This is a genomic window from Bacillus sp. ABP14 (genome assembly GCF_001831375.1).
Classification (GTDB): domain Bacteria; phylum Bacillota; class Bacilli; order Bacillales; family Bacillaceae_G; genus Bacillus_A; species Bacillus_A paranthracis.
Genome location: NZ_CP017016.1, coordinates 1,552,274 through 1,565,500 on the forward strand (window position 1 = coordinate 1,552,274; position 13,227 = coordinate 1,565,500).

At 34.5% G+C, this 13,227-nt stretch carries 12 protein-coding genes and 1 pseudogene; 11 read left to right on the forward strand and 2 right to left on the reverse strand.

Features of this window, described 5'->3' with window-relative positions:
- Positions 1–241: 241 nt before the first annotated feature.
- The 8 genes and pseudogenes from BGI23_RS08150 to BGI23_RS08185 all read left to right on the forward strand — a co-directional run bounded on the left by BGI23_RS08150 (position 242) and on the right by BGI23_RS08185 (position 6,780).
- On the forward strand, positions 242–970 hold the full coding sequence (locus tag BGI23_RS08150) for a YqcI/YcgG family protein (RefSeq protein ID WP_070805647.1): 729 nt from the start codon (positions 242–244) through the stop codon (positions 968–970).
- Positions 971–1,108: 138 nt separating this feature from the next.
- Positions 1,109–1,741, forward strand: coding sequence for a LysE family transporter (locus BGI23_RS08155; protein ID WP_000466557.1), 633 nt, complete (start codon positions 1,109–1,111; stop codon positions 1,739–1,741).
- Between the two features lie 19 nt (positions 1,742–1,760).
- Positions 1,761–2,054: a hypothetical protein gene (locus tag BGI23_RS08160; protein ID WP_000286361.1), complete on the forward strand. Its 294-nt coding sequence runs from the start codon at positions 1,761–1,763 to the stop codon at positions 2,052–2,054.
- A 79-nt stretch (positions 2,055–2,133) separates the two neighbouring features.
- Positions 2,134–2,763, forward strand: coding sequence for a sterol desaturase family protein (locus tag BGI23_RS08165; protein WP_000832152.1), 630 nt, complete (start codon positions 2,134–2,136; stop codon positions 2,761–2,763).
- A gap of 234 nt (positions 2,764–2,997) precedes the next feature.
- Positions 2,998–3,339, forward strand: a complete 342-nt coding sequence (locus tag BGI23_RS08170; RefSeq protein WP_070805648.1) for a DUF485 domain-containing protein — start codon at positions 2,998–3,000, stop codon at positions 3,337–3,339.
- 2 nt (positions 3,340–3,341) lie between these two features.
- Positions 3,342–4,892, forward strand: coding sequence for a solute symporter family protein (locus tag BGI23_RS08175; protein WP_001098251.1), 1,551 nt, complete (start codon positions 3,342–3,344; stop codon positions 4,890–4,892).
- A 186-nt stretch (positions 4,893–5,078) separates the two neighbouring features.
- Positions 5,079–6,428 carry an aspartate aminotransferase family protein gene (locus BGI23_RS08180; RefSeq protein ID WP_070805649.1) on the forward strand — a complete coding sequence of 450 codons (1,350 nt, stop codon included), beginning with the start codon at positions 5,079–5,081 and terminating at the stop codon, positions 6,426–6,428.
- A gap of 81 nt (positions 6,429–6,509) precedes the next feature.
- Positions 6,510–6,780: pseudogene (locus BGI23_RS08185) on the forward strand (DUF3986 family protein).
- A gap of 60 nt (positions 6,781–6,840) precedes the next feature.
- Here the strand turns inward: BGI23_RS08185 and BGI23_RS08190 are convergent.
- Positions 6,841–8,004, reverse strand: a complete 1,164-nt coding sequence (locus tag BGI23_RS08190) for a cation:proton antiporter (protein ID WP_000393887.1) — start codon at positions 8,002–8,004, stop codon at positions 6,841–6,843.
- Positions 8,005–8,336: 332 nt separating this feature from the next.
- Here BGI23_RS08190 and BGI23_RS08195 point away from each other — a divergent pair, with 332 nt between their 5' ends.
- The 3 genes from BGI23_RS08195 (at position 8,337) to BGI23_RS08205 (ending at position 12,432) form a co-directional block, all read left to right on the forward strand.
- A complete protein-coding gene (locus BGI23_RS08195) occupies positions 8,337–10,010 on the forward strand; it encodes a ribonuclease J (RefSeq protein ID WP_044790361.1) in 1,674 nt (557 codons plus the stop codon).
- 96 nt (positions 10,011–10,106) lie between these two features.
- Positions 10,107–10,937 carry a MerR family transcriptional regulator gene (locus BGI23_RS08200; protein WP_000925927.1) on the forward strand — a complete coding sequence of 277 codons (831 nt, stop codon included), beginning with the start codon at positions 10,107–10,109 and terminating at the stop codon, positions 10,935–10,937.
- A gap of 139 nt (positions 10,938–11,076) precedes the next feature.
- Entirely contained in the window at positions 11,077–12,432 is a 1,356-nt protein-coding gene (locus BGI23_RS08205) for an MATE family efflux transporter (RefSeq protein ID WP_044790360.1), read from the forward strand.
- A 35-nt stretch (positions 12,433–12,467) separates the two neighbouring features.
- On the opposite strand, the gene BGI23_RS08210 is transcribed toward BGI23_RS08205, so the two are convergent.
- Positions 12,468–13,133 (reverse strand): DUF421 domain-containing protein, encoded by a 666-nt coding sequence (locus BGI23_RS08210; RefSeq protein ID WP_000923934.1) that lies wholly within the window; start codon positions 13,131–13,133, stop codon positions 12,468–12,470.
- Positions 13,134–13,227: the final 94 nt, after the last annotated feature.

The following is a 13,227-nucleotide window of genomic DNA, read 5'->3' on the forward strand; positions in this document are numbered from 1 at the left end:
TTACGTTTTTTCATTTAGTGAAATTCATTTGAAAAGATAATATAAACTAAAAATGCTATAATCTTGAATATTCTGCTAAATGATTAATTTAAATATACACGAATTGGGAGAATTTAGTCAAGTAAGCGATTTTATTTTTTTGTATTTTTAAATAATTTTTTAGCCAAATTTTTTAATAGGTATAGGACAGGCCGAGTATGTAATAGTCTTAATTGAACGCTATACATAATGAGGTGAAAGAATGAATGAGTCTTATTTATTAGATAATGAAGGAATGAGAACGAGAAACGACATACCGAATTGGGTTGCAAAGGAATTTCAAAATTTTTCGAGTGTTGTGCTAGAACCAACTTTTCCGTGCTATTTCGGCTTAACAGCTTTAAAAAAGAATGAACTTCGTTATTCATTTCTCTCTCATAATGATTGGAGTCATTTGCCATATACAATGTTATCTTTTTTAGAGCTAATGAAAGAGCGTCCAATTGTAAGAAGAGGCTTTTTTCTTTTTGTAGAACCGGAATGTGAGGAGCAATCACTGGAATATTACCGTGATTACTTTTGGAAAGTACTACAATATTTACATGAAAACGATAAGGAAACATGGCCAAAGCAAATTCCTAAAGACCCAGACCATTACTTATGGGAATTTTCATTTGGCGGGGAACCGATATTCGCATTTGGAAACGCACCAGCCTATAAACAACGAAAAACTAGGCATTTAGGAAATTCTCTCGTTATTGGATTTCAGCCACGTACTATATTTGATGGATTAGAAGGGGATCGTCCTAAAGGAGCATATTCTAGGCAAACGGTCCGTGAGCGAGTTGAAAAGTGGGATCAGCTGCCGAAACATCCTAACATTAGTCATTATGGTGATCCGGATCATCGTGAATGGAAACAATACTTTATAGGAGACGATGTAGAACCGTTAAAAGGAAAATGTCCTTTTCTTCATAAGATAGAAAAGTAAGAGTCATCATCTGGATGGCTCTTTTGCATATTTTGGATAAAAAAGGGTATTTTAGTAGTACATATTTTGTTGAAAGCTAGTCTATTTTTAATCATTACATCATTACTTAATAGTAAAGAAAGTAGAAAGGATAGAGCAATGTTTGGAGCGATTATACAGCAAATTGTATTAGGTATTTCATTAGCTGCGCCAGTAGGTCCGATTAATATTGAAATGTTAAAACGAGGAATTGAACGAGGTTTTTGGCATGCGTGGGTTGTTGGAATTGGTGGAATGACAGCAGATATTTTGTTTATGCTTCTCATCTATTTCGGTTTATCTTCTCTGTTTATGTATACATATGTACAAGCTTTTATGTATTGCACAGGGTTTTTCTTATTATTTTATTTAGGATTTCAAAGTGTAAAACAAGGAATTTCTCAATCGAATATGGAATATAAAAAAGAAGAGGTAGGCGGCCTTAAACAATCGTTTATGGCAGGTTTTTTAATTGCGATATCCAATCCATTAAATCTTGTTTTTTGGTTTGGTATATACGGAAGTACACTTAGCTCATTGCTTACGAAGGTAACGAAACAAGAAGCCTTTTTGTACAGTCTTTGTATTATCGTTGGTATTATTTTATGGAATGTAAATATTGCTTTTTCTGTCCATTTTGGCAGAACTTTATTAAAGCAAAAAGCACTTGGCTATATAACAGCCGGAGCAGGTATTATTTTAGTAGGATATTCTATCCATTTTGCATACAAAGCTTTACAGTTGTTCACATAAGATTGAAGGGGAGATTTTTATGTATCGAACCACTATTGACGGAAAAGAAATCATTATTACGTTAGCACCAAAAATCAGAAAAGAAATTACTGATAGAAATCCACTATATGAAGCGGTATTTCATAATGCAGCAAGATTACTACAAACAAAGCAACCAACGTTTGCTGTAAATCATGAAATATTTGGACTTATTATTGGAGAGGTACAAAGAGGAGAAGTAACAGTGTTTGCGGTGGAACATATTATTCCAAAGCAAAATATATTTGGACCGAACAATTTTTTCTCGACAATAGAGCAACAGGCAAATTTGTAAAGCGTATAGAATAAGATATAGAAAAGAAATAGTCGTAACGATATGTTGCGACTGTTTTTTTTGAAAAGGGGGAAGGAAGATGAAGAGGGTGGGGAAAGAGTTCTTTTTACAACATGATATCGTTATTATGTATAGTATTTTATTTGTTTTTATCATTATTTTAAAAATGCAATTTTTCACATGGATCGGTTTGTTAGCTTGTTTGTTTGGTATTATTTTTTATACGCTAAACGAATATATGACACACCGTTTTTTATTTCACTTAAAACCACCTAAAAACGTATTTTTATTAAAAATGCTAAGAAGATTACATTATGACCATCACGTCTATCCAGATGATTTAAAACTGTTATTTTTGCCTGTATGGTTTAGTATACCGAGCTTTACTATATATTTACTTATATCATACGTGATAACAAAAAGTGTTACCATTACACTTTCATTCGGAATCGGAATGATTATTATGCTTCTCGTTTATGAATGGAAACATTATATTGCACATAAGCCAATTCGTCCCGTCACCAAGTTTGGTAGGTGGCTAAAAAAACAGCACATATTACACCATTATAAAAATGAAAAATTTTGGTTTGGTGTTTCAAATCCAGTATTCGATTTCATATTTGGAACGCTTAAAGATGGAAAAGACGTTGAATTAAGCGAAACAGCTCGTAATTTAGAAAAAGAGAAAAAAACAGAAGTGGTGCGATAAGCACTACTTTTTTATTCTATTTTAATGAGTATGAAAGCTTCACTGGTGCGTAAATTTTATGTTGAAAAAATATATTAAAAATTTAGGGGAAAATGCCGAAAAATGTCTATCGAAAAATCTTTGCAGGAATGTATGGATTGTCTAAAATGAAAATAAGTTTCTGAATATTTATAAAATTTAGTTTTTGGGTATACAAGGGGGAATTGTACTTTCAGTAAGAGAGGGGATTAGAGAATGAAACGAGATGATACGTCAGCACGTAAGTTACAAAATGAGGTGAATTATACAGAGGTTGTTCAGTCAGAAGAATTTCAATTGTTATTAAATACGAAAAAGAAGTTCATCGTTCCAATGAGTATTTTCTTTTTAAGTTTTTTTATTGCGTTACCTATTTTAACATCGTATTCAAAGGTACTCAATACATCGGCATTTGGTGATGTTACGTGGGCGTGGGTATTTGCTTTTGCACAATTTATTATGACGTGGTCATTATGTATGATTTACAGCAAAAAAGCTGAATCTTTTGATAAAATCTCACAAAATATTCTGCAAGAGATGCAAAAAGGGAGGGGCTGACTTTGAATACAACCGCTTTTGCACTATTTTTAATCATCGTACTTGGTACACTCGTCATAACTTATTTTGCATCGAAGAAAACGAAAAATGCGAGTGAATTTTATACAGCTGGAGGGGGATTAACTGGTTGGCAAAATGGTCTGGCCATTGCGGGAGATTATATGTCTGCTGCGTCTTTTCTTGGTATAGCAGGAGCGATCGCGTTAACTGGGTTTGATGGTTTCTTCTATAGTATCGGTTTCTTAGTTGCTTATTTAGTTGTACTATACTTAGTTGCAGAGCCGCTTAGAAACTTGGGGAAATACACATTAGCAGATATGATTGCGGCGCGTTTTGATGCGAAAAAAGTTCGCGGAGTTGCAGCGCTTAATACGATGACGATATCCATTTTTTATATGATTGCACAATTAGTTGGTGCGGGTGCACTTATTAAATTACTATTAGGAATCGAATATACAACATCTGTATTAATCGTTGGTACACTTATGACTGTGTATGTTATTTTTGGTGGTATGACTGCGACGAGCTGGGTGCAAATTGTTAAGGCAGTATTACTTATGGCCGGTACATTTATTATTTCTGTAATCGTTTTCGCTAAATTTAATTTCAGTGTGACGGAAATGTTCGCGCAAATGAAAACAGCTACTCCGTTAAAAGAGTCGTTTTTAAATCCCGGTGTAAAGTATAAAGATGGTCTTGATACGCTATCTTTAAATTTAGGACTAGTTCTTGGTACAGCAGGGTTACCACATATTCTTGTCCGCTTTTTTACAGTACGTGATGCAAAAACGGCACGTCAATCTGTCGTATATGCGACATGGTTAATTGGCGCATTTTATATTATGACAATTTTCTTAGGGTTTGGGGCAGCGGCGTTTGTAGGAAATGAGGCAATTATTAAAGCAAATCCAGCTGGTAATATGGCAGCACCTTTATTAGCGAAAGCATTGGGCGGAGATTTCTTATTTGCTTTCGTATCAGCAATTGCCTTTGCAACGATTTTAGCTGTAGTGGCAGGCCTTGTATTAACAGCAGCATCAGCATTCGCACATGATTTTTATAACGAAATTATCCGTAAGGGGAAATCAACGGAAAAAGAGCAAGTATCCATGGCTCGTTATGCGTCTATTGGAGTAGCGGTATTGTCTATTATACTAGCGTTATTTGCTCAAACATTGAACGTAGCATTTTTAGTTTCGTTAGCATTTGCAGTTGCAGCGAGTGCAAACTTGCCAGTTATATTATTCACAATATATTGGAAGCGCTTCAATACAACAGGTGCCATCTCTGGTATGATTGCTGGTCTTGTATCAGCTATTGTTCTTGTAGCGTTAAGCCCAAATGTATGGAACCCTGTAGCTGGAAAAGCTATATTTGTTGGGGAAGCGATATTCCCATATACGACACCTGGAATTATTTCGATTCCGCTTGGATTTCTTGCAGCGTATTTAGGAACTGTTTTATCTAGTAAGAAAGAAGATGCAGCGAAATTTGATGAAATTCTCGTGAAATCTAATACTGGGCATGGTATTAGTGACGCGTCTTCGCATTAAAAAAGAGGAGCTTTTCGATAGATAAGAAAAGCTCCTCTTTTGTCATTTTCTTGTAAATAATACTGCTTTGTAAGTAGGATTTGTCTTAATTTTGTGGAATGAAAATAAGCAGGGAGAAATTTAAATCATCATGGCACCAGCGCAGCTTTTGTGAAAAATAAGTTGTTATGGAAGGTGGAAGAAATGATGAAAACGAAACAGACTGATGAATTATTAGCAAAAGATGAGCAATATGTTTGGCACGGAATGCGTCCCTTTAGTCCAAATAGTACAATGGTAGGGGCAAAAGCAGAAGGGTGCTGGGTTGAAGATATACAAGGAAAAAGATATTTAGATGGTATGAGTGGTCTTTGGTGTGTGAATAGTGGATATGGCAGAAAAGAGCTTGCAGAAGCGGCATATAAGCAATTACAAACATTATCATACTTTCCGATGTCACAATCACATGAACCGGCTATAAAGCTTGCAGAAAAATTAAATGAATGGCTTGGAGGAGAGTATGTTATTTTCTTCTCTAATAGTGGTTCGGAAGCGAACGAAACAGCTTTTAAAATAGCAAGACAATACTATGCGCAAAAAGGTGAACCACATCGTTATAAATTTATGTCACGTTACCGCGGCTATCATGGGAATACAATGGCAACGATTGCAGCGACGGGACAAGCACAGCGTAGATATCAATATGAGCCATTTGCTTCAGGATTTTTACATGTAACGCCGCCAGATTGTTATCGTATGCCTGGAATAGAAAGAGAGAACATTTATGATGTAGAATGTGTAAAAGAAGTAGATCGGGTCATGACATGGGAACTAAGTGAAACGATTGCAGCTTTTATTATGGAACCAATTATTACAGGCGGAGGCATTTTAATGCCGCCACAAGACTATATGAAAGCTGTTCATGAAACGTGTCAAAAACACGGTGCCTTGCTCATTAGCGATGAAGTGATTTGCGGTTTTGGGCGTACAGGAAAGGCATTTGGATTTATGAATTATGATGTGAAACCAGATATTATTACAATGGCAAAAGGGATTACAAGTGCATATTTACCATTATCAGCAACAGCTGTGAAAAAAGAAATATATGAAGAATTTAAAGGAAAGGGAGAATATGAATTCTTCCGTCATATTAATACATTTGGTGGAAATCCTGCAGCTTGTGCACTAGCACTTAAAAATTTAGAAATTATGGAGAATGAAAATTTAATTGAGCGCTCTGCACAAATGGGCTCGCTTTTATTAGAACAATTAAAAGAAGAAATTGGAGAGCATCCACTTGTTGGAGATATTAGAGGAAAAGGTCTACTAGTGGGAATTGAACTAGTAAACGATAAAGAGACGAAAGAGCCAATTGATAACGACAAAATTGCAAGTGTGGTAAATGCTTGTAAAGAAAAAGGGTTGATTATAGGTAGAAACGGTATGACAACAGCAGGATATAATAACGTTTTAACGCTAGCACCACCGCTTATTATTTCAAGTGAAGAAATTGCCTTTGTTGTTGGAACGTTGAAGACAGCGATGGAACGCATTTAATGAATCGAGCGAGCTGTGATTACAGCTCGCTTTTGTTTATGAGGTGAAATATGGTAAGTTTTCAAAGGGAGGGGAATTATTATGGAGAAATATGATCCTAGTCAACATTATCACATCGGATATTATGAAGATGGATATGATTTAGAAGTGACGGCGTACAAAAGAATAAATGAACCAGTTTGGGATGCGTATATTCCACACTATGAGGTAGACGATTTTTATAAGAAAGTGGAGGAAATGAAGCTAGATGAATATGTAGATGATTATGGTGTATTCATTTCGTAATGATATTGATGATGATGAAGCACGAGTTATTTTTGAAAAATGGTTAAAAACGAACGGGATTGTTTAAAGATAAAACGAAAAAGAAGCTTACTATCTTATAAGATAGTAAGCTTCTTTTTTATTAAACTTATTTACTTGCTTTCATTGCTTTATCTTTTGCACCAAAAGTGTATTTTAACATTGGTGGTGTAATCATTGTAGTTAAAATAACGACAATAACGATAGCTGTAAAGTAATCTTGTGCTAGTAGACCTGAAGAAAGTCCTGTTCCTGCGATGATAAGTGCAACTTCACCACGAGAAACCATTCCAGAACCGATAATTGCAGAAGACTTAGCGTCAAATCCAGTCATTCGTGCACCTAAGCCACAACCGATTAGTTTCGTTAATACAGCGATTACTGTTAATGCTAGGATGAACCAAATTTGATCGCCAATACCGTCAAATGTAATATTCATACCGATACTTACGAAGAATACTGGAACGAACATAGCGTAAGCAATTGGTTCTACTTTCTTTTCTACCTCATGTTTGTAGTTCGTTTGAGAAATTGCGATACCAGCTGCGAAAGCACCGATAATACCAGCAATTCCTAATAGTTCGCCGAAATATGCGAATGAGAAACAGATGATAAGAGCCGCGCTTACGATAGACTCAGATACGCGTAGTGGTGATAACCAGCGCATAATCGCAGGAACACCTTTCCATCCGATTAAAATAATAGAAGCGAAGAATACAACTTTCTTCAAAATAATCATTGTTAAGTTAACATCGTCTGTACCTAGGAAACTCATTGCAAATGCTAATAAAATAACGACAAGAATGTCATCAAATACAGCTGCGCCCAGCATAGTTGTACTTTCACGTGTTTTCATCTTTCCTAAATCGCGAAGTGTTTGTACGGAAATACTAACACTTGTCGCACATAAAAGTAATCCTAAAAATACAGCATTTCCTTGTTCCATTCCCATAATAAGACCAGAAACGTAACCACCTACGAATGGAAGAATGATACCTCCGAGTGCAACAGCTAAAGAAGAATTACGATTTGCGTTTAATTCCTCTAAGTCTGTTTCAAGTCCTGCCATAAACATTAAAAGAATAACACCAACATTACTTAATTGTGTTAGAAGTTCTGAGTTTTCAATCCAACCTAATACAGCTGGACCGATAACGATACCGACAATTAATTTACCTAGTACAGAAGGTTGACCTAATCTGACACTAAGATCACCAGCAAGCTTTGTACTTAATAAAATAAGTGCAATTTGAAAGAAAAATTCGAATTCCATCGGATCCTCTCCTTATCATTTTTATTTTTATCATACGATTTCTCGGAATTTGCCTAATGAAAATATGTAAAACCCATTAAACAAAGGGTCTGATTACGAGTTCTTTTGAACTTGTAATTTGAACCTGTAATTAATATATAATAGATTTTACAAAAAATCAATGGAAAAATGGGGGCTTTTTTAGAGAGAGACTGTGTAATTGGGGATATACATATAAGAGTAGCGTGTGAATTTATATATGTATGAAATAGTATGAAGTCCTTTTTCATTACAAATAATAAAGCCTAAATGTTATTTCACGAATTATAAATGTGAAAGGGAGGACTTATCATTTGAAGTCATTAAAAAATAACTTGTCTATCGTTGCTTTAGGTGGAGTAAATGAAATAGGGAAAAATATGTATGTTATTCAATTTGAAAATGATATTGTCGTTATTGACTGTGGATCAAAATTTCCAGATGAAAGTTTATTAGGAATTGATTTAATCATTCCAGATGTCACCTACTTACAAGAAAATAAAGAAAAAATTCGCGGATTAGTCGTGACGCATGGACATGAAGACCATATTGGGGGAATACCATATTTTTTAAAACAACTAAACGTACCAATCTATGCTACGAAGTTAACGTTAGGTTTAATTGAAATTAAATTAAAGGAACATAACCTTCAAGATGATACAGAATTAATCGTTATTCATTCAGAATCAGAAATTGATTTCGGTGCTATTAAGACAACTTTCTTTAAAACGAATCATAGCATTCCAGATTGCCTCGGTATTGTTTTTCATACACCAGAAGGTACTATAGTACATACAGGTGATTTTAAATTTGATTTAACACCAGTTAATAATCAACATCCTGATATTCACAAAATGGCTAAAATAGGTAGTGAAGGTGTATTAGCTTTACTATCTGAAAGTACAAATGCAGAACGACCTGGATTTACCCCATCAGAAAGGTCGGTAGGGGAACGGATAGAGGAAATATTTATGAAAGCAAATAGGAAAGTGATTATTTCTACTTTTGCTTCTAATGTGAATCGTGTTCAGCAAATAGTTGAAGCTTGTATAAAAACAAATCGAAAACTGGCTTTGCTCGGCAGAAGTATGGTAAATGTAGTAGAAGTTGCTCTAGAGAAAGGGTATCTAAATATTCCAGATGGTATGCTAATTGAAGCAAATGAGGTAAATAATTTAGATCCAAAGCAGGTCGCAATACTTTGTACAGGAAGTCAAGGAGAACCAATGGCAGCTTTAGCGCGTTTAGCTAGTGGAAACTATAGGCAAGTAGATGTTTTACCAGAAGATACAGTTATTATAGCTGCGACTCCTATTCCAGGAAATGAACGTAATGTTTCGCGAATTATCGATAACTTATTTGCATTAGGGGCAAGAGTGATTTACGGATCAGGCAGTTCTACTGGAGTCCATGTATCTGGCCATGCATATCAAGAAGAATTGAAGTTAATGCTCACATTAATGAAGCCAAAATATTTTATCCCCATTCATGGAGAGTTTAGAATGCTACATCACCATAGCTTGCTAGCGGAATCAATTGGTGTCGAAAAAGAAAATATCTTTATCGTTCGTAATGGAGATGTTGTAGATATAAGTAATCAAGTGGCAATTCAATCGAGAAAAATACAAGCAGGAAATATATATGTAGATGGATTAGGAATTGGTGATGTTGGAAATGCATTATTACGTGATCGAAAACAACTTTCAGAAGATGGAATGCTCGTTTTAGTTATTACTTTTAATAAAGTGGATGGAGAAATAATTTCAGGTCCTGATATTATTTCTCGTGGATTCGTCTATGTTCGTGATTCAGAAGAATTTTTGAAGGAATTAAATAAATTAGCTGTTATTACGATTAATAATGTAAAGAAAGAGAAAGTGAATAGCTGGGGTATTTTGAAAAGAGAAGTAAGAGAAGCTTTAGGGAAGTATATATATACGAGTACGAAAAGAAAACCGATGATTCTTCCTATAATTATAGAGGTGTAATAATGAATAAAAAGAATTCTCTTACGGGGATTCTTTTTTGTTTTGAAGGCAGAATGAACATATAATGAAATAAATAGAAATGGAAGGGAATACAAGATGTTATTAAATAAACGTTTTACAATTGGAGAAATGGCAAAAATGCATAATATAGCGGAATCTACTTTACGTTATTATGATGAAAAAGGAATTTTTCATCCGTCCATTGTGGACCCACAAACAAATTATCGCTATTACACAATCGATCAATTTTCACTATTAGATACGATTAAGTTTTTACGCCAATTAAATATTCCATTAAAGGAAATTAAGAAATATATTGATGAAAGAAATCCAGCATACGCACTCAATTTGTTGGAAAAACAACAAGAAATGATGTTGAAAAAACAAAGAGAAATTGAGTATGCTTTGGCGAAAATGGAGCATAGAATTCATTTGATTAAGGAAGCAACAAAAGCAAAAGCTAAACAAATGGTAATAAAAGAGATTCCGCGGCGAAAAATAACAGCCATTGCGGTTGCTCCGAATACGACGGATGATATGTTTGAGTACTACATCCATTCGTTGCAAAAAAATATGAGGCAAATGGATGATAGTTTATTTTCTGGAGATATCGGTGTAACAGTGGCGAAAAAAGGATTCATGCAAAATGAGTTTCAAGCGTATAGTAGCGTGTTTATTCTTTTGGATTATATGCCGTATGAAGTGCATAATTCAGATGAGATTAAGGAAGGTTTATATGCTTGTTCTTATCATCATGGACCGTATGAAGAAACAGATGCAACGTACAAGGAGTTACTTACATACATTGATAAAGAAGGTTATGAAGTACATGGAGATTCGATTGAGATTGGATTAATCGATTGGTCTGTAACAGAAAATCCAGAGGAGCAAGTAACAGAAATTCAAATTCCTGTAGTAAAAAAATAAGATGAAAATCTTTGAATTGATTACAAACTTACATTCATTCATATAATTCAGTTACCTATTTTTTAAATTCTCTATTGACCTTCAAGTTACTTGAAGGTTTAAACTAAGAAAAGAGAGTTGAAAAAAGGAGCATAATAGTATGGAAGCAACAGAAAAATTAAGAGAAAAACCGATAAAAAGTTTATTTATTTCTTATTTAATACCAGCCGTTCTTGGAATGGTATTAATGTCAGTGAATATTGTAATTGACGCGGTCATGATTAGTAGAGGAGTTGGGGCGAACGGTTTAGCAGGAGTAAACGTGGCTATTCCAGCGTTTTCAATTTTCTTCTCTATTTCATTATGGATTGGAATGGGCGGGGCAACGTTATATTCCATTGCATTAGGTGAAAATAAAATTGAAAGAGCAAGGTCTATTTTTACTCAATCCATGACGGTAGCAGTCATTATCGTAGGCGTTTTAGCGGCGATTTGCTTATGGAGAATAGAAGACTTAGCATACTTATTCGGTGCAAACGAAGTGATTTTACCGTATGCGTTAGACTATTTACACGTATTATTAACATTTGGAATGATATACGTTTTAGAAAATATTTTAAGTACATTTATACGAAATGATGGAAATCCTAATTTAGCAATGGCAGGTTTAGTTGTAACAGCTGTATTAAATATAGTGTTTGACTATATCTTTATTTTCATCTTTAAATGGGGCGTAACAGGAGCTGCTTCAGCAACTATTCTTTCAGCAGCGATTGGTTTCCTTGTATTATTAACGCATTTCTTTAGAAAAAGTAGTATTTTAAAATGGACGAAATTCCATTTTGAATGGGATACAGTAAAACAAATTATGATAATCGGTTTCCCGAGCTTTACAGCAGAAAGTACAGTAGCGATTGTAACGATTGGTTTTAATATTGCATTCGTTCAATATGCAGGAGAAGTAGGAGTCGCTTCTTATGCGATGGTGAATAGTATTCATGCAATGACATTACTATTATTCTTTGGGGTAGGTGCTGCATTACAACCGATTGCTAGTTTCCATTATGGTGCAAATTTAGCAGAGAGACTTCGTGAAGGGTTGCAGTTTGCAGTGAAAATTGCAGTTGTACTTGGAGGCGTTGCAATAATTGTCGGATTATTCTTCGGGAAATATATTATTGGTCTATTTGATGTCCAATCTCCAGAGTTATTGGAGTTAACATTAACGGGTATTAGCTTGTTCTTTATCCAATACGTATTTTTAGGTTATAACATTGTATATGGAGAGTACTTCCAATCAGTGCGACAAACGACAAAATCAGTACTTATTATAATGAGTCGAGGGTTACTATTTATTATTCCATTATTATGGATTATGCCGAAATTATTTGGGATAAACGGAATTTGGCTCGTTATGCCAGTAGCTGAAGTATTGACAGCGATTATCGTGTTTACGATGAATCGTATGAAACATCCTGTGCCATTAAATATGGTAGGTGAGAAAAAAGTAATATAATGAAGAAAATCCCCTTGAGCAAGTAAGGGGATTTTTTATTTTTTTAAACTGATAGCAAAAGATCCATCAATTTCTTGAACAGAAGCAAAGGCAACGTTTTTAATATTTGTAATTCCTTTTTCTTTTAACTCTTTATATAGCCACTTTTTGTCTTTATGAATTAACTTTAAGTTATCGTATTGAATTTGTGAATCAACGATAAGGGCAATTGGTAATCCAGCATACTTAACATCTATATTCAAATCTTTCGGAGTTAATGGGACAAGTTCACGCTTTGGTAAAATGCTAATGGCTCCATTCGCTTCTAAAATAGCGTATTCAATTTCATGAACACTTGGGTATCCTGCGACGCGAAGATTAGAAAGTAATTCAGCAATGGGATACCTACTTTTTTGTAAGTTCTCAAAAATAATATCACCATGTTTAATTAAAATAATCGGGTGCCCGAGAATAAAACGATTTAGTTTGTTGAATAGGCTTAATTTTGTAAGGATTAAATGCAAACATGTAATAACGACCATACCGAGAAAAGCTTGCAAAGCACCAGAGACTGGTATGGCTTGAAAAGCTAAATAAGATAAAAAGATAATAGCACCAAAATCATGAGGAGTTAGTTGTGCTAAAGCTGATTTACCGAGCATCTTAAGTGATAGTAAAAATAAAATAAAAAAGAACGATACGTTACATAAAAAGAGAAGCAATAGAGACACTCCTTCGTGCAAAGTTGTACTTACTGTTCCCGAAAGAAATATAAATATTACTTTCTAGAGGATAAATTAGGTTGAATTGGAATTT